General features: G+C 73.3%; 16 protein-coding genes. 5 read left to right on the forward strand and 11 right to left on the reverse strand.

The window, feature by feature from the left end; translation table 11 throughout:
• Nucleotides 1-4 precede the first annotated feature (4 nt).
• The 7 genes from IE255_RS19460 to IE255_RS19490 form a co-directional block, all read right to left on the reverse strand.
• Nucleotides 5-922 (reverse strand): hypothetical protein, encoded by a 918-nt coding sequence (locus IE255_RS19460; RefSeq protein WP_190051591.1) that lies wholly within the window; start codon nucleotides 920-922, stop codon nucleotides 5-7.
• Between the two features lie 125 nt (nucleotides 923-1047).
• Complete coding sequence (locus IE255_RS19465; protein ID WP_190051592.1) at nucleotides 1048-2004, reverse strand: ABC transporter substrate-binding protein; 957 nt, start codon at nucleotides 2002-2004, stop codon at nucleotides 1048-1050.
• A gap of 77 nt (nucleotides 2005-2081) precedes the next feature.
• Nucleotides 2082-2747, reverse strand: a complete 666-nt coding sequence (locus tag IE255_RS19470) for an ABC transporter permease (RefSeq protein WP_190051593.1) — start codon at nucleotides 2745-2747, stop codon at nucleotides 2082-2084.
• On the reverse strand, nucleotides 2744-3460 hold the full coding sequence (locus IE255_RS19475; protein ID WP_190051594.1) for an ABC transporter permease: 717 nt from the start codon (nucleotides 3458-3460) through the stop codon (nucleotides 2744-2746). The genes IE255_RS19470 and IE255_RS19475 overlap by 4 nt, the downstream gene beginning before the upstream one ends.
• Nucleotides 3457-4581, reverse strand: a complete 1125-nt coding sequence (locus IE255_RS19480; RefSeq protein WP_190051595.1) for an ABC transporter ATP-binding protein — start codon at nucleotides 4579-4581, stop codon at nucleotides 3457-3459. Before IE255_RS19480 ends, IE255_RS19475 begins: the two co-directional genes overlap by 4 nt.
• Before the next feature lie 81 nt (nucleotides 4582-4662).
• Nucleotides 4663-6120: a sensor histidine kinase gene (locus IE255_RS19485; RefSeq protein ID WP_190051596.1), complete on the reverse strand. Its 1458-nt coding sequence runs from the start codon at nucleotides 6118-6120 to the stop codon at nucleotides 4663-4665.
• The gene (locus tag IE255_RS19490) at nucleotides 6117-6815 is read right to left on the reverse strand and encodes a response regulator transcription factor (protein ID WP_190051597.1); all 699 of its coding nucleotides are present in this window, start codon (nucleotides 6813-6815) and stop codon (nucleotides 6117-6119) included. The genes IE255_RS19485 and IE255_RS19490 overlap by 4 nt, the downstream gene beginning before the upstream one ends.
• A 206-nt stretch (nucleotides 6816-7021) precedes the next feature.
• Between IE255_RS19490 and IE255_RS19495 the strand changes: the two genes are divergently transcribed.
• From IE255_RS19495 to IE255_RS19510, 4 genes are all read left to right on the forward strand, one after another.
• The gene (locus tag IE255_RS19495) at nucleotides 7022-8308 is read left to right on the forward strand and encodes a ferredoxin reductase family protein (RefSeq protein ID WP_190051839.1); all 1287 of its coding nucleotides are present in this window, start codon (nucleotides 7022-7024) and stop codon (nucleotides 8306-8308) included.
• A gap of 13 nt (nucleotides 8309-8321) precedes the next feature.
• Nucleotides 8322-8744, forward strand: a complete 423-nt coding sequence (locus IE255_RS19500) for an FMN-binding protein (RefSeq protein ID WP_190051598.1) — start codon at nucleotides 8322-8324, stop codon at nucleotides 8742-8744.
• Between the two features lie 3 nt (nucleotides 8745-8747).
• Nucleotides 8748-9476: an FAD:protein FMN transferase gene (locus tag IE255_RS19505; protein ID WP_190051599.1), complete on the forward strand. Its 729-nt coding sequence runs from the start codon at nucleotides 8748-8750 to the stop codon at nucleotides 9474-9476.
• Nucleotides 9477-9768: 292 nt separating this feature from the next.
• A complete protein-coding gene (locus IE255_RS19510; RefSeq protein WP_229906481.1) occupies nucleotides 9769-10776 on the forward strand; it encodes a lysylphosphatidylglycerol synthase transmembrane domain-containing protein in 1008 nt (335 codons plus the stop codon).
• A gap of 3 nt (nucleotides 10777-10779) precedes the next feature.
• Here the strand turns inward: IE255_RS19510 and IE255_RS19515 are convergent, their stop codons facing one another.
• From IE255_RS19515 to IE255_RS19530, 4 genes are read right to left on the reverse strand one after another with little or no spacing between them, the layout of a single operon-like run.
• Nucleotides 10780-12360, reverse strand: coding sequence for an ABC transporter ATP-binding protein (locus tag IE255_RS19515; protein WP_229906482.1), 1581 nt, complete (start codon nucleotides 12358-12360; stop codon nucleotides 10780-10782).
• 26 nt (nucleotides 12361-12386) lie between these two features.
• The gene (locus IE255_RS19520; RefSeq protein ID WP_372487532.1) at nucleotides 12387-13247 is read right to left on the reverse strand and encodes an ABC transporter permease; all 861 of its coding nucleotides are present in this window, start codon (nucleotides 13245-13247) and stop codon (nucleotides 12387-12389) included.
• 49 nt (nucleotides 13248-13296) lie between these two features.
• Entirely contained in the window at nucleotides 13297-14295 is a 999-nt protein-coding gene (locus IE255_RS19525) for an ABC transporter permease (RefSeq protein WP_190051600.1), read from the reverse strand.
• Nucleotides 14280-15833 (reverse strand): ABC transporter substrate-binding protein, encoded by a 1554-nt coding sequence (locus tag IE255_RS19530; protein WP_190051601.1) that lies wholly within the window; start codon nucleotides 15831-15833, stop codon nucleotides 14280-14282. Before IE255_RS19530 ends, IE255_RS19525 begins: the two co-directional genes overlap by 16 nt.
• Before the next feature lie 304 nt (nucleotides 15834-16137).
• On the opposite strand from IE255_RS19530, the gene IE255_RS19535 reads away from it, so the two are divergent.
• Nucleotides 16138-17127: a TauD/TfdA family dioxygenase gene (locus IE255_RS19535; RefSeq protein ID WP_190051602.1), complete on the forward strand. Its 990-nt coding sequence runs from the start codon at nucleotides 16138-16140 to the stop codon at nucleotides 17125-17127.
• The last annotated feature ends 43 nt before the right edge of the window (nucleotides 17128-17170 follow it).

The raw sequence follows: 17170 nt of genomic DNA on the forward strand, positions 1-17170 counted from the left end.
GGTGTCAGCGCGGGTTGTGCGCCTCCCCGGGCCACGCGGTGTACGGCACCGGGCGGCCCGTGAACGCGTCCAGGACGACGCGGTCGCCGACCGGCCGGTCCAGCTTCACCGTGACCCTCTTGCCGCGCAGTTCAGTGGTGCAGGGGCCCTCCTTGACCCCCGTCACGGCGGCGGACAGCACCACGCTGCCCTTGGTCTCCAGCGCCTCCACGACGGGGCCGTCGTCGCAGGCTCCGTGGTGGGCCATCACGGTGACGGACCGGCTGTTCCCCTCGATCCCCGTCAGGCCGCCGAGGGGCGCCAGCACATCGGAGGGGACGTTCTGCCCGAGCGGCCGGATCGGCGGCCTGGGGAGCTTGGACGGGCTCACCGCGGCGTGTTTGAGCGGGCTGTCGTAGCCCTCCAGCGTGAACAGCCAGGCGGGGACGGTCGCCGGGCCGCGGCTGGTGGCCACGGTCATCTCGCCGGGCTTCGCCCCGGTCACGGTCAGGCGCGGTCCGGGGCTGTCGGCGGTGTCCAGGGCCTTGTAGGCCTGCTCGGCGTCCATCAGCGGCGCCTTGAGGGAGCCCCCGCTGGGCCAGGTCACCCGTCCGCTCCCGCCCGGCGCGGCGGGGAGCTTGCCCCGCAGGTCGAAGTTCCCGATCTCGTAGGCGCGCCGGTCGGCGTCGTCGCGCAGGAGGCCGGTCCCGGGGAGTTGGACGACCGGCCCCATGGGGTGGTAGCCCGCGCGCCACTGCGCGGCCGCCCGGGAGCCGTCCCAGGCTTCGGCGACCTGCTGGGCCCGGTTCTCGGAGCGCGGGCGCGGAGCGGGTTCGGTGCCGCCGGCCTCCGTACTGCCGCACCCCGCGGCGGCTCCGGCTCCGGCGGCGGACAGGGCGAGGACGAGGAGCAGACGGGCCGTGCGGGTCATGTCGGTACGCATGACGCTCCCAGGGGTTTCGCGGTGACCGGGGATGGTTCCGTCCCTGTGACGCCCCACCCCCGGCCCGCGTTCGGTCCCCTGCGGATCCGGCCAGGCCCGTTACCGCATCGTGACGGGCCGCCGGGTCAGTCCAGACCCGCCGACTTCAGCCACGCCTTCGCCACGTCCAGCGGGTCCTTCTTCTCCAGCTGCACCTGCGCGTCCAGCTCCAGGAGCGTCTTGGTGTCGAGCTTGGCGGAGACGGCGTTGAGCGCGTCGACGCCCTTCTGGGGGAGGCCGCTCTTGTGGACCAGCGGGGTCACGTTCGCGAAGCCGAAGAGGTTCTCCGGGTCCTTCAGGACGACGAACTTCTCCTTCACGATGGTCGGGTCCGTGGTGAAGATGTCCGCGGCCTGCACGGTGTTCCGGGTCAGCGCCGCCTGGGTCAGCGGGCCGCCCGCGTCGAGCGCCTTGAAGGACTTGAACTCCAGCCCGTACACGGACTTCAGGCCCTCCAGGCCCTGGTGCCGGGTCTGGAACTCGGGCGAACCGCCGATCACCAGGTCCGGAGCGGCGTCCTTGAGATCGGCGAGGGTGGAGGAGGACGTCAGCTTGTACTTCTTCGCCGTCTGGGCGTTGACCGTGACCGAGTCCTTGTCCTCGGCGGGCGAGGACTGGAGGATCGTCAGCTTCTTGTCGAGCTTGGCCTTGACGGCCTCGTTCACCGCCTCGGCGGACTTCTGCTCGGCCTTGGGGTCCAGGTAGGCCAGCAGCGAGCCGTTGTACTCGGGCAGCACGGTGACGGAGCCGTTCTTCATCAGGCCGTACGTCGTCTCGCGGCTGCCGATGTTGTGCTTGTACGTGACCTTGACGCCCTTGGCCTTGAGGGCCTCGCCGTAGATGTCGGCGAGCAGGGTGCTCTCGGCGAAGTTGTTGGAGCCGACGACGACGGTGCCGTCCTGCGCCTTCTCGCCCGCCAGGGGGTTGTCGGAGGTGTCGCCGGACGAACAGCCCGCGAGCAGCGCCGCGGCGGCGGTGAGCGCGACGGCCGCCGCGCCGGTGTGCCTCGTCCTGGACCAGCTGCTCTTCGCGGTAGAAGTCATCCAACGATCCAATCCAGCCGCTTTACGGTCAGTCAAGAGCAGCCTGGTCACGGTTTCTTACGGACACTCTTCGGACATCAGCGCCTGCGCACCCCGGGCGACACGGCCAGGCGGCCCGCCGCCCAGAACACCGCCAGCGTGACGAGCGCGAGGACGGCGACCAGGGTGGCGCCGCCGACGACCTTCTCGTAGTCGCGCTGGTAGAGCCCGTCGACGATGTACCGGCCGAGGCCGCCGAGGCTGACGTAGGCGGCGATGGTGGCCGTCGACACGATCTGGATGGCCGCGGAGCGCAAGCCGCTCAGGATCAGGGGCAGGGCGACGGGCAGTTCGACCTGGAAGAGGATCCGCGACTCCCGCATGCCCATGCCGCGGGCGGCGTCCACCGGGGACGGGTCGACGGAGCGGACCGCCTCGTAGGTGGTCACCAGGATCGGCGGGACGGCGAGGATGACCAGCGGGATCATCACGGGCAGCAGGCCGAAGCCCATCATGATGACGATCAGCACCAGCAGGCCGAAGCTGGGCAGCGCGCGGGCGGCGGTGGCGATGAAGGCGAGGGCGTTGCCGCCCCGCCCGGTGTGCCCGGTCAGCAGGCCGACGGGCAGGCCGATCGCGGCGGCGAGGGCCAGGGCCAGCAGCGAGTACTGGACGTGTTCCAGGAGGCGTTGCGGGATGCCGTCGTAGCCGTGCCAGTGGGCGCTGTCGCTGAAGAAGGCGCTGACGAAGTTCAGTACGTTCACCGGATCACGTCCTGCGGTACGGGCCGCTGCCGCCGCCCGCCGGTCTTCGGGCGGCTGCGGGCGCCGTTCGGCATCCAGGGGGTGAGCACGACGCGGAGCAGCACGAGCAGGGCGTCGCACAGGATCGCCAGGACGGCCGTCGTGACCACGGAGTTCACGGCCAGCTCGGGCCGGTCGTACTTCTGCGCGGCGGCGAGCAGGTTGCCGAGCGCGCCCTGGTTGCCGATCAGGGCGCCGAGGCTGACCAGGGAGATGCTGGAGGCGGTGGCGACCCTGAGCCCGGCGAGGATGGCGGGCACGGCGATCGGCAACTGCACCTGGAGGTAGCGGCGTACGGGCCCGAAGCCCATGGCGGTGGCGGCGGCCAGGGTCTCCTGCGGCACGGACCGCACGCCGTCGACGATGGCCGGGACGAGCACCACGAGGCTGTAGACGGCCAGCGGGATCATCACGGTCAGCTCGGTTTGGCCGGTGTAGTCGATGAGGACGACGAAGAAGGCCAGCGAGGGGACGGCGTAGAGGATGGTGGTGGCGCCGAGCACGGGCGGGTACAGCCAGCGGAAGCGGACGCACAGCTGGGCGAGGGGCAGCGCGAGCAGCAGCCCGGCCAGGACCGGCAGCAGGGCCTCGCGCAGATGCAGCCCGATCAGGCCGAGCCAGCTGTGCTGGAGGTCGCTCGGGATGTCGAAGAAACCGTCGAGGAAGCCGTTCACGAGGAGACCTTGGCCTCGTCGGCGCGGTCGGCGGCGTGGGCGCTGCGGATCGCCTCCCCGATGGTCTGCTGCGAGACCACCCCGGTCACCCGTCCGCCGGCGTCCACGGCGACGGCCCAGCCGGTCGGGGAGAGCACGGCGCAGTCGAGGGCGGCCCGCAGCGAGTCGGTGCCGGGCACGAACGGCCGTCCATGCGGGAGGAGTTCGGCGGGCCGGATGTCCCCGGCCGTCAGGTCGCCCGGGGCGCCCCAGCCGAGCGGGCGGCCGTCCGCGTCGGTCACCAGGAGGTGGTCCGCGCCGGGGGCGGCGATCTGCTCGGCGGTGGCGTCGAGCGGGATCACCGGTCCCGTGGTCAACTCCAGTCGCGCGGACGGGAAGAACGACAGCCTGCGGATGCCTCGGTCGGCGCCGAGGAAGTCCTCGACGAAGGCGTCGGCGGGGTCGGACAGCAGCTCGGCGGGCGGGGCGTACTGGGCGAGGCGGCCGCCGGTGCGCATCACGGCGACCATCGTGCCGAGCTTGATCGCCTCGTCGATGTCGTGGGTGACGAAGACGATGGTCTTGCCCAACTCGTCCTGGATGCGGAGCAGTTCGTCCTGGAGCCCCTTGCGGACCACCGGGTCGACGGCCGAGAACGGCTCGTCCATGAGCAGCACCGGCGGGTCGGCGGCGAGCGCCCGGGCCACGCCGACGCGCTGCTGCTGGCCGCCGGAGAGCTGGTACGGGTACCGCTTGGCGAGCGCGGCGTCGAGGCCGACGCGCTCCATCAGCTCGGCCGCCCGGGCGCGGGCCTTCTGCTTGCCCCAGCCGAGCATGCGGGGCACGGTGGCGATGTTGTCGACGATCGTGCGGTGCTGGAAGAGACCGGCGTTCTGGATGACGTAACCCATGGACCGGCGCAGGGTGGTGACGGGCTGTCGCTGGATGTCCTCGCCGTCGAGGAGGATCGTTCCCTCGGTCGGTTCGACCATCCGGTTGATCATCCGCAGCGTGGTCGTCTTGCCGCAGCCCGAGGGTCCGACGAGGACGGTGATCGAGCCGTCGGGTATCTCCAGGGAGAGCCGGTCGACCGCCACCGTGCCGTCCGGGTACCGCTTGGTGACTGATTCCATCCGTATCAAGACGCCGGAGTCCTTCGGGTTGGCGGAGACTTTTGGCCATGGTCGTACGGGCTGTCGCCGGTCGAGTCTAGAGGGCCCAAGTCACCGGCCCGAAGGGCCCGCACCGTTCCAGGGCAGGCACACGGTGAACACCGTCGAGCCCGGCTCGCTGCTCAGCTCGATCCGGCCGCCGTGGGCGCGGACGAGGGACTGGGCGACCGCGAGGCCCAGTCCGCTGCCGCCGCGGTCGCGGCTGCGGGCCTTGTCGACGCGGTAGAAGCGGTCGAAGACGCGGTCCCGGTCGTCGGGCGGGATGCCCGGCCCGGTGTCGGTGACCCGCACCTCGGCCCAGCCGGGCGCGACGCCCACCTCCACGGACACCTTCGTCCCGGCGGGGGTGTGCACGGCGGCGTTGGTCAGGAGGTTGTCGACGACCTGCCGGATGCGCAGCGGGTCCATCCGCAGCATCACGGGACGCGGGCCCGCCGGCACGGTCAGGGGATGGTCGGGGCGTCCGGCACGGAAGGCGTCCGCGGCCTGGCACACCAGCTCCACCAGGTCGGCGTCCTGGAGCCGCAGCGGCGTCTCCACCTCGGCGGCGTCCAGCCGGGCGAGCAGCAGCAGGTCGTCCAGGAGCACGCCCATCCGGGCGGCCTCGGCGCGCAGCCGGGCCAGGTGCCGTTCGCGTTCCTCGGGGGCGTTGGCGGCGGCGTACTGGAAGAGGTCCGCGTAGCCGCGCACCGACATCAGCGGGGTGCGCAGTTCGTGGGAGGCGTCCGCGACGAACCGGCGCAGCCGCTGCTCGGCCTCCGCGCGCACGGCGAGGGAGTCGTCGATGTGCTCCAGCATCGTGTTGAAGGCGGTGCGCAGCTCGTCCACCTCGGGCCCGCCGTCGCGGCCGTCGGCGCGCAGCGGCAGCCGGGCCGCCGACTCGGTCAGGTCGTGCGAGGCGATGCCGTGGGCGGTGGTCGCCATGTCGCTGAGCGGCTTCAGGCCGCGGCGCAGCATCCGGCGGCCGAAGACCACCAGGGCGAGCAGGGCGAGCGCGAAGGTGACGACCTGGATGGTGATCAGCTGCCCGACCGTGTCCTGGATCTCGTCCATGGGCGCGGCGCTGACCAGGACCACCCCGGGCTTGACCTCGCAGGCGCGCAGCCGGTAGGTGCCCGCGCCCCTGAGGTACTCGGTGCGCAGCAGCTCCGTGTGCGCGGCGGTCTGCGCGGAGGCCAGGGCGGTGAGGTCGTCGACGTCCTTCGGCAGGTCCGCCGGGTCCTCGGGCCGGCGCAGCTCGGGCCCGCCGTCCTTCACGTCGTACACGGCGTAGTACCAGCTGTAGTACTTCTTGCCCGTGAGGGTGCCGTAGTCCGCGATGCTCTTGGACTGGGCGATCTGGGCCTGCGCCAGCTGGGTGTCGAGCTGGGCCGACAGGTAGTCCCGCATGTACGTGGTCAGAGCCGTGCCGACGACGGCGAACACGACCAGGGACAGGGCGCCGAGGCCCAGGGCCAGCCGGGTGCCCAGGCGCATCCCGCGGTAGGCCCGCCGCAGCCGGGCGATCACTCGGAAGCCTGTCGCAGCACGTACCCGAATCCGCGCACGGTGTGGATCAGCGGGGCGGCGCCGTCGTCGGTCTCGTCGAGCTTGCGGCGCAGCCGGCTGACGACCAGCTCGACGACGTTGGAGCGGCCGCCGAAGCCGTACTCCCACACGTGGTCGAGGATCTGTGCCTTGGTGAGCACGGTGGGCGACTTGCGCATCAGGTAGCGCAGCACCTCGTACTCGGTCGGGGTCAGCGACAGCAGCTTGTCGCCGCGCCGCACCTCGCGGGTGTCCTCGTCCATCGTCAGGTCGCCGACCTGGAGCACGGACCGCTGGAAGGCCGGTCCCGCGCTGCGCCGCAGCACGGTCCGCAGCCGCGCCATCAGCTCCTCCACGGCGAACGGCTTGACCAGGTAGTCGTCGCCGCCCCGGGTGAGGCCGGCGACCCGGTCGGCGACGCCGTCGCGGGCGGTGAGGAACACCACGGGCACCATCGTGCCGGAGGCGCGCAGCCGGTCCAGGACGCCGAAGCCGTCCACGCCGGGCAGCATCAGGTCGAGCACCACGATGTCCGGGTGGAACTCGGCGGCCCGCTGCAGCGCGTCCTCGCCGGTGTACGCCGTGACCGCCTCCCAGCCCTCGTAGCGGGCGACGGTCGCGACGAGATCGGCGATGGGCGGGTCGTCGTCGACGACGAGAAGTCGTACTTTTTCCACGACCTCATAGTGCGGCACGGCTGACGTGCCGCCATAGCCGCCCGGCCTCCCGCCGCGGGATCGATAAAAACTTGAAAGTTGAGCGACAGCTTTCCGACAGCTCCCCCGCGACAAGCTCGGTATCCCAGGATCCGATCAAGGAGCTGCCGACCGTGACGACACTCCATCAACCTCCCGTGGCGGCCCGCCCCGGCGTGCGCCCCACAGTGGTGGGCCGCACCGGCCTGTACGCGGTGCTGCTCGCCAACGTGGCCGTGGTGACCGTCTTCTTCGTCCAGGCCGGTTTCGCCTCGAACACGCTGATCGTGCTGGGCCGGCTGACCGGGCTGTTCGGGGCGCTGCTCATGGCGTTCCAGCTGCTGCTGGTGGCCCGGCTGCCGTGGTTCGACCGGCGGATCGGCATGGACCGGCTGACGTCCTGGCACCGCTGGACCGGCTTCTCGGTGCTGTGGCTGCTGCTGGCGCACGCCGTGTTCATCGTCTTCGGCTACGCCCAGGCCTCGTCGCTGGACCCGGTGAACCAGCTGGTGGACCTCGCCGAGACGGTCGAGGGCGTGCTGCGCGCGATCGTCGCGCTGGCGATCCTCATCGTGGTCGGCGTGGTCTCGGCCCGCTACGCCCGGCGCCGGCTGGCCTACGAGACCTGGCACTTCATCCACCTGTACACCTACGTGGCGGTGGTGCTGGCGTTCACGCACCAGGTCGCGGCGGGGACGACGTTCGCCTCGTCGGCCGCGGCGGCGGCGTACTGGTACGGCGTGTGGGGCGTGGCGCTCGCCTCGGTGTTCATCGGCCGGCTGGTGCTGCCGCTGTGGCGGAACTGGCGCCACCAGCTCCGCGTGACGGCGGTCGTCCCGGAGAACGACAACGTGGTCTCGGTCTACGTCACGGGCCGCGACCTGGACCGGCTGCCCGCGCGGGCCGGGCAGTTCTTCCTGTGGCGGTTCCTGACGAAGGACCGCTGGTGGCAGGCGAACCCGTTCTCCCTGTCCGCCGCCCCCGACGGCCGTACGCTCCGGCTCACCGCCAAGCGGGCCGGTGACGGCAGCGCGGCCCTGCGGCACCTGAAGGTCGGCACGCGCGTCTTCGCCGAGGGCCCCTACGGCGCCTTCACCACCCTGCACCGCACCCGCCCGGACGCCCTGCTCATCGCCGGCGGCGTCGGTGTCACGCCGATCCGGGCGCTGCTGGAGGAACTGAGCGGCCACACGGTCGTGATCTACCGGGTCGCCACGGACCAGGACGCGGTCCTCTACGACGAACTGCGCGATCTCGCGGCCGCCAAGGGCGCCGAACTGCACCTGGTCACGGGCCCGGCCGTGCCCGACCGGCTGGCGCCGCGGGAGCTGGCGCGGCTGGTGCCGGACATCACCGGCCGGGACGTCTACCTGTGCGGCCCGCCGCCGATGATGAACGCGGTGCTCGGCAGCCTGCGCGAGCTGGGCGTGCCCAAGCCGCAGATCCACTTCGAACGCTTCAGCCTGGCCGGATGACGAGGAGACTGTCGTGAAGCGAGCCATACCCGTCCTCGTCCTCAGCGTCGCGGGCCTCATCCCCGTCTGGCGCTACGCGCCCTCGCACGACACCGGGTCGTCCTCGACCGCCACGGAGGCCGCGGCGCCGGCGTCGACACCCTCGGTCTCGTCGTCCGCGGGGTCCGGTGGGACGACGTCCACGGTGGTGTCGGGGTCCACGATCGACACCGAGAAGGGACCGGTGCAGGTCGAGGTCACCTTCGATGGGGACAAGATCGCCTCCGTGCGGATGCTGCAGCAGCCGAACCACCCGCAGACCACGGCCGCCGTGCCGAAGCTGGTCGAGGAGACGCTCCAGGCGCAGAGCGCCGACATCGACACGGTGTCCGGCGCCACGATCACCAGCGACGGCTACAAGGAGTCGCTCCAGGCCGCCATCGACGCGAAGGGCTGACGGATGCGGCGCGTCGAGCACGTCATGGGGTTCCCGGTGTCGGTGCGGATCGACGACGAGGGCTTCCCCGAGGCGCCGGTGGACGACCTGTTCGCCTGGCTGCGCGAGGTCGACGCGCGGTTCAGCCCGTTCCGGCCGGACAGCGAGGTGTCACGGCTGGACCGGGGCGAGGTGCTGTCCCCCGGCCCGGAACTCCGCGAGGTCCTGGACCTGTGCGAGGAGTACCGGATCGCGACCGGGGGCGCCTTCGACGTCCGCCTGCCCGGCCGGGGCCTCGACCCCTGCGCCGTGGTGAAGGGCTGGTCGGTGCAGAAGGGAGCGGAACTGCTGTCGGCCGCCGGGGCGCGCCGCTTCTGCCTGAACGCCGGCGGCGACGTGGTCGCCGTCGGCGGCCCCTGGCGCGTGGGCGTACGCCACCCCGAACACGCCGACCGGCTGTGCGCGGTCCTGGACCTCACGGACCGGGCCGTCGCGACGTCCGCCCGCTACGAGCGCGGCGACCACATCCTCGACGCCCGCACGGGCCGCCCGGCGACCGGCCTCCTCAGCATGACCGTCGTCGCCCCGACCCTGACCGAGGCGGACACGGTCGCGACGGCGGCGTTCGCCCTGGGCGCGGAGGGCGTGCGGTGGGCGGCGGCCCGGGAGCACTGCGAGGTGTTCGCGGTGGACGCGGAGAGGCGGGTCCTGCGGAGCCCGGGGTTCCCGGTGGTGGGGACGGTGGCGGCGTAGGCCGTGAGGGCGGTGCGGGGCGCCGGGGTGAGCACCGGGCCGGGCGGTGGCATGCGTCGGACGGAGGGCGCAGCAAGGCGCCGGTAGTGTGACGCGGTCCGGTCGGCCGGACCGCCTTTCCTCGGCTCCGGGCCCGCCCGGGATCGCGCCGTGTCGTTCTCCCGCCCGCCTCGCTTTTTCTGCCGGACACCGGGCCGTCACACCGGACGGGCACGTTTCCGCCGTCCCCCTGCCTCGCCCTGCATCCGTCCGCCCTGTCCCCGGGGCGCGACGCGGAAGGACGACGTACGCCGTGTCCCAGCTCGAAACGCTCCCCGCCCCGCTCCCCGCCCCGCCCTGCCCCGCCACCCCGCGCCGCTTCCCCACCGCCGCACGCCTCGTCCGACCGGCCCTGGTCCTGCTCCCGCTGGTGCTGATCGGAGTGTGGGCCCTGGTCGACCGGGAGGCCGCGTACAAGGGGGTCGCGCGGCTGGCCGCGGCCGACCCCTGGTGGCTGCTCGCCGCGTTGCTGTTCACCTGCCTGACCTGGGTGGCCGCCGCCTGTGTCCGGCAGGGCGCCCTTCCGGAGCGGCTGCCGCCCGGGCTGCTGGTGGCCTCGCAGTTCGCCGCCGGCGCCGCGAACCAGGTGCTGCCCGCGGGCATCGGCGCGCACGCCGTCACCCTGCGCTTCCTCCAGCGCCGCGGCATCCCCCTCCCCCGGGCCACCGCCTCACTCGCCCTGTACTCCCTGGTCAAGCCGGTCGCCAGGACCCTGGTGCTGCTGGTGTTCCTGGTGGCGTTCCCGGACGTCCTGCGGCTCGGCGCGCTCGTCCCCGACGACCGCACGCTGCTCCTGGCGGCGGGCGGTGCCGTGCTCGCCCTCGCCGCGACCGCCGTGCTCCTGGTGGCCGTACGGGCACTGCGCCGCCCCGTCCTGGGCTTTCTGCGCACCGCCCTGACCGACGCCCGCGAGCTGCACACCCGCCCCAACCGCGTGCTCGCCCTGTGGGGCGGTGCGGCCGCCACCCCGCTGCTCCAGGGCAGTGTGATCGCCACGGTCGGCTTCTCGCTCGGTCTGCCGCTGTCCTGGACGCAGGTCATCCTCGCGCTGCTGGTGGCCGGCACCGCGGTCGGGGCCGTGCCCGCGCCGGGCGGGATCGGCCCCGTGGACGCGGCGCTCGTCTTCACGATGGCCGCGTTCGGGGCGCCCGTGGGCACGGCCACGGCCACCGTCATCGGCTACCGCGTCCTGACGGTGTGGCTGCCGCTGCTGCCGGGCGCCCTCGTCCTGTCGGCCCTCCTGCACCGCAAGGTGCTCTGACGGCTACTCGACCCCCGCCGCCGACGGGCTGGTGAGCCCCTCCGGCGAACCGAGCAACCGCCTCGTGGGGCCGGCCTCGGCCACCCGGCCCTCGGACATGACGATCAGCTCGTCGGTCCGGTCGGCGACCAGGCGCAGGTCGTGGCTGACCAGCACCAGGGCCAGGCCGCGCCGGTCCCGCAGCTCCGTCAGCAGGTCCATCACGGCGACGGCCGTCTCCGCGTCGAGCGCGGAGGTGACCTCGTCGCAGAACAGCACGTCGGGGTCGGCGGCCAGGGCCCGCGCGATGGCGACGCGCTGGCGCTGTCCGCCGGACAGCTCGTGGGGGTAGCGGTCGGCGGCCGTGGCGGGCAGGCCGACCTGCTCCAGGAGTTCCCGCACCCGGGCGGGCGCCCCCGCGCGGCCGGTCCGGCGGTGCAGCAGGAGCGGGCGCCGCAGGGCGGCCCCGACCGTGCGGCCCGGGTTGAGCGTGCCGAGCGGGTCCTGCGGCACCAGCTGGAGACGGCGGCGCTGGTCGCGGGAGCGGCGGGAGGCGCCGGGGGCGAGCGGTGTGCCGTTCAGGCTCACCGTGCCGGCCGTGGGGCGGTGCAGTCCGACGAGGGCGCGCAGCAGGGTCGTCTTGCCCGAGCCGGAGACCCCGACGACCCCCAGGCTGCTCCCGGCGGCGAGCCCGAGGTCGATGCCGTGGAGCACGGGGACGCGCCGGCCGCGGTGGGTGTGGGCGGCCTGGAGGCCGGTGGCGGTGAGCAGGGGCGGTGAGCCGGGCGCGGCCGCCTCGTCCACAGCCGGCCGCACGAGCGCCGGCTGCTCCCCGGCAACCGGCCGGCCGTGGGAACCCTCCCCGGTGTCGGGCACCGCCGAGGACGCCGGTCCGTCGGAAGCCGGGCGGGTGCGTGCGGCCGGCCGGGGGGTCGTGCCCGTCAGGTCCACGATGTCGTCGGCGAGCCGGGTGACCAGGTCGGTGTCGTGGCAGGACAGGGCGACGGCGATCCGGTGCCGTTCGGCGAGGTGGCGCAGGAGGCCGGCGATCTCGTCGCGCAGCACGGGGTCGAGTCCGGCGGTGGGCTCGTCGAGGAGCAGGACGGCGGGGCGGCGGGCCAGGGCGCGGGCGAGCGCGACGCGGCGTTGCTGGCCGCCGGACAGCGCGCCGATCCGGCGGTCCGGCAGCCCGTCGCCGGTGGGCAGCCGCACCTCGTCGAGCTGCCCGAGGATCGCCTCGGGGCTCGTGTCCGCGGCGACCTCGGCGAGCAGACGGCGCACCTTCATACGGGGATTGAGGGCGGAGCCCGGGTCCTGGGCGACGTAGGCGAGCCGGTCGCGGCGCAGGGCGCGCAGGGCGGGCGCGGGCAGGGTGAGCGGGTCCTGGCCGAGGACGGTGACGGTGCCCGCGGTGCGCTCGGTGCCCGGGGGCAGCGCACCGGTCACGGCCCGCAGCAGTGTCGTCTTGCCGCAGCCGGAGGGACCGACGACGGCGGTGACGCGGCCGGGGGCCAACTCCAGGCCGGCCCCGTCCAGCAGGAGACGGCCGCCGGGGGCGGAGACGGTCAGCCCGTGGATGCGGACCGCGTGCTCTCCCGGCGCCACGTCACTCTGAGAGGTCCAGTGCTGGTTCACAGCGTGGGCACCGCCTTCCGGCCGGTCGCGGGGACGAGGGCGGCGGCCGCGAGGTTGACGCTCATGGCGAGCAGGCCCACGGCGACGCTGGGGGCGAGGACGGCCCAGGGGTTGAGGAGGATGCCGCCGGAGTTCTCCCGGATCATCAACGCCCAGTCCGCGGCCGGGGGTTGCGGCCCGACCTGGAGGAAACCGGCGGTGGCGACGAGGTAGACGGCGGCGACGAAGCGCAGCCCGAACAGGGCGAGGAGGGTGGCCCGCAGGTTGGGCAGCACCTCCCGGGCCACCAGGTACCACAGGCGTTCGCCGCCGACGGACGCCGCCTCCACGTACCCGGAGGCCGCCACGGGCGTCGCCGCGCCGGCCACCAGACGCACCGCGTAGGGCACGCCGAGGACGACCGAGGCGGTGACGACGGCGAGCCGGCCGCCGTCCGGCCAGGACAGGGTGACGAGGAGGATGCCGAGCACGGCGGGCAGCAGCATCAGCACGTCGCAGGTGCGCTCCACGATCCGCCCGACGGCCGGGCGCAGGGCGCTGACCGCGCCGAGGACGGCGGCCAGGGCGGTCACCAGCACGGCCACGAGCAGGGAGGTGACGACGAGTTCGCGCCCTCCGGCGAGGACCCGGCTGAGGACGTCCCGGCCGAGCTGGTCGCCGCCGAGCGGGGCACCGCCGCCGGGTTCCGTGTAGGGCGCGGTGACGGGGGTGTCGATGGCGTGCGGGGCGAGCCAGGGACCGGCCAGGGCGAGGGCGGTGAGCAGCAGGGCCGGCAGCACCCGGACGGCGACCCGGAGGCGGGCCCGTCCCACCCGCGCGGCCGGGGCCGGCTCGATGGCGTCGACGACCGGGGTCACGTCCGGCCTCCCGGGACCCGGGCGCGTACGGCACCGGCGGTGTTCGGCGTCATGTCCGGCCTCCCGAGGCCCAGGTGCGTACGAGGTCGGCGAGCAGCAGCACTGCGGTGATCACGGCTCCCGTCACGGCGACGACCCCGGCGATGACCGGGCTGTCCCGGTCGGCGACCGCGCCGGCGAGGACGGAGCCGATGCCGGGGTAGTTGAAGATGGTCTCCACGACGACCGCGCCGCCGAGCAGCATGCCCGTGGAGGTGGCGACACCGGCCGCGATGGTGGGCAGGGCGCCGGGCAGCAGGTGGTGGGTGAGGATCCGGCGCCGGGGCAGCCCGTCGAGGACGGCGGTGTCGATGTGCGGTGCCCGGGCCTCGTCGGCGAGGGCGGCCCGCACGATCCGGGTGTTCCAGCCGATCTGGGGGATGGCCAGGGCCAGCACGGGCAGCACGAGCATCCGCCAGGAGGCGGGCGAGCCGTCCGAGTCGGTGAGGGTGACCGCGGGCAGCCAGCCGGTCCACTGCGCGAAGACGAGCACGAGGGCCACGGCGACGACGAACTCGGGCAGCGCGAGGATGCCGGTGGCGCTCGCCGACACGGCCCGGTCGAGCGGGCCGCCGGGCCGGGCCGCCGCCCAGCAGCCGAGCGCGACGGAGGCGGCGAGGGTGAGCAGCAGCGCGAGCCCGCCGAGCAGCAGGGTGTTGGGGAACGGCCGGGCGAGCAGGTCGGCGACCTGCTCACCGCGCGCCGAGGTGCCGAGGTCGCCGGTCGGCAGGCCGGTCATCCAGTCCCAGAACCGTTCCGCCACGGGCCGGTCCAGGCCCAGCAGTCGGCGCCGCTGGGCGAGGTCGGCCGCGCTCTCCCCGCGTTCGGAGGTGGCGTCGGCGGCGTCCCCCGGCAGCAGCTCCACGGCGGCGAAGACGGCGGCGAGCAGCCCGGCCAGCAGCAGGAGCCGGCGCACGAGCACTCCGGCCACGTACAGGGCTGTACGCGCCGGCTGCCGGGAGCCCGCCGCCGGTTCGGGCCGTGCCGTCGGGGTCAGCGTGCCAGCCATGCCCGCTCGAGCTGGACGCGCCCATAGCCGGGCAGGGTGGGCAGGTTGCGCACCGCGGCACCGGCCAGGTCGATGCCGTCGGCCATGCCCCACAGCAGGTAGCCGGATGCGTCGTGCTCGATCTGCTGCAGCTCGTGCAGGACCTTGGCCCGCTCCGCCGCGTCCTTGGTGGCCATGGCCTTGCGGTAGGCGGCGTCGAACTCCTTGTTCTTCCAGCCGGCCTCGTTCTGCCCGGAGTCGGAGACCATGGTCTTGCTGGCGAAGAACACCACCGAGTCGTTGGTGCCCCAGTAGGTCGTGTAGAGGTCGCCCTTGAGCCAGGTCTTGTCCCAGAAGGTCGCCGACTCCTGCCGGACGACCTCGACCTTCACCCCGGCCTCGCGGACCTGGGAGGCGAACAGCGTCGCCGACTCGGCGAGTCCGGCGATGTCCTCCGTGGTCAGCAGCTGGTACGTCTTCGAGGTGTCGAAGCCGGCCTCCTTCAGCAGCTGCTTGGCCCTGGCCAGGTCGCGGGTGCGCTGCGGGACGTCCTTGGCGTAGGCGGGGTCGCCGGTGCCGAGGATGTCGTTGGCGACCGTGCCGTAGCCGGAGAGGACCTGCTTGACCATGGCCTCGCGGTCCACGGCCAGCCGCAGCGCCTCCCGCACCTTCACGTCCGCGAACGGGCCGTCGGCGGTGCGCATGACGATCGGCATCGCCATGTCGTTGGGGCGGCGCACGACCTGGACGTCGCCGCGCTTCTCGGCCGTACGGGCCGCCACCGCGCCGACGTTGGAGGCGACGTCGATCTGCCCGGCCAGCAGGGCGTTGGCCATCGCCTGGGGGCTCTCGAAGATCTTGACCTCGATGGCGTCGAGGTGCACGTCGCCGCCGTACCAGTCGGCGTTGCGGACCAGGCGGGCGTTGCCGGAGCGGAACCAGTCGAGCTTGAAGGGGCCGGTGCCGGGCGCCTTGCCGAGGTCGGAGTCCTTGGTGTCCTTCTTCAGCACGAACGTCGTCAGCCGGGTCAGCTGGGGCAGTTCGGCGTTGGCGTAGTCGGAGACCAGGACGACGGTGTCCGTGCCCTCGGCCTTGATGTTCTCGGCCTTGATGCCGGGCAGCCGGGAGGCGCCGGAGGGGGTGTTCCGCAGTCGCTTCAGGGACCAGACGACGTCCTCGGCGGTGACCGGGGTGCCGTCGTGGAACGTCGCGCCCTTCGCGAGGGTGAAGCGCCAGGTCTTCAGGTCGTCCGATGCCTGCCAGCTCGCGGCGAGGCGGGGGACGGTGTTGGGCTTGGCGCCCGGGACGGTCAGGGTGTCGTGCACCAGCGAGATGATCAGGTAGTCGCTCTCGTTGGCCTGCGTGCCGTGCGGGTCGCGGGTGATGGCCGAGGCGCGGCCCAGGGCGCCGACCCGGAGCGTGCCCCCGCGGCGCGGCTTCTCGCCCTTGCCCGCCGGCGACTTCGCCGAGGTCTCGTCACCGCTGCCGCAGGCGGCGAGGAGCGCGGACGCGCCTATCGCACCGCCGGCCCACAGCACTTGGCGTCTGTTCACGTTCACTACGACCTCTTTCAGCCACGCGGGAGCACATTGCTTAGGCGTGCCTACCCTAAGAAGATCCCTCAGCGCAATGCCTGGACGTTCCCTGCGGGAGCGTCAAAGGGCGCACAGGCGCACGCATCACCCCTCTTGCTGCAAGGAATTCGCAACAGGAGCCTATCGCTCTGGTCAGGATTGCCTTACCTAAATTCGCCTGTTAGGTTTCGCAGCGATCACCGGCCGTCCCACAGGCAACACACAGGGTCGGCACTCCGAGCTCCATCCGCCCCGCACTCGCGCCCGCCCCGAAACGGATGTCTGCGCCATGCCCACGGGAGCCGCACCCCTACGCCAGTTCGCCCCGCACGACGTCGACGAGCTGACCGACATCGCCCACAAGATCCTTGCCGAGTCCGGCAGTTCGGCCGCACGCCCTGAGCTGCTCCGCCGGGTCGCGACCGCCGCGTCCCGCCTTGACGAAACGATCCTGCACACCTGCCGCCCGGTCGACACGGACGACGGCCTGTACGTCCTGCGCGGACTGCCCGTCGACGACGCGGGCATCGGCCCCACGCCCTCCGGCTGGGACACCGCCGGCGACCGTGCCGCCGCCTGGGACGTGCTCCTGCTGCTGCTCGCCGCGGCCATGGGCCACCCGATCGCCTGGGAGGGACAGCAGGAGGGCCGGTTCGTGCACAACATCGTGCCCGCGCCCGGCCACGAGCAGGAGCAGACGGGTGCGAGCAGCACCGTGCTGCTCAGCCCGCACACCGAGGACGCCTTCCACCCCGGCCGCGCCCATCTGCTGCTGCTCGCCTGCATGCGCAACCACGACGCCGTCGCCACCACCGCCGCCAGCATCCGCAAGGTCCGCCTCGCCGCGGACGACCTCGCGCTGCTGTCCCGCCCGGTCCTGCCGATCCTCCCGGACGACGCCTACGCCGAGGCGCGCACCTTCGCCGGAGAGCCTCCGAAGGTCCCGGTCCTGTGGCAGACCCAGGCCGGTCCCACCCTGCGCTACGACCCCGCCTACACCCCGCTCGACGAGGCACCGGCCGACTACCGCGCCGCCTACGACCGGCTGACCGCCGAGTTGGAACGCGTCTCGGTCGCCGTCGCTTTGGAGCCCGGTGACGTCCTGGTCGTCGACAACGACCTGGTCGTGCACGGCCGGGTGCCGTTCAAGGCCCGCTACGACGGCACCGACCGCTGGCTCAAGCGCGCCTCGGTGCGCGTGCCCGGCCGCCGCAGCCGTCCCCTTGCCGAGGCGGACGAGCACGGGTACGGGCAGGCCGCGCTGGTGGCCCACATCTGATCCGCCGCGGGGGCGAGCCGGCCCCCACCCACCCGCACTCGAA

This window comes from Streptomyces lomondensis, from assembly GCF_014651035.1.
In the GTDB taxonomy this organism is placed as follows: Bacteria; Actinomycetota; Actinomycetes; order Streptomycetales; family Streptomycetaceae; genus Streptomyces; species Streptomyces lomondensis.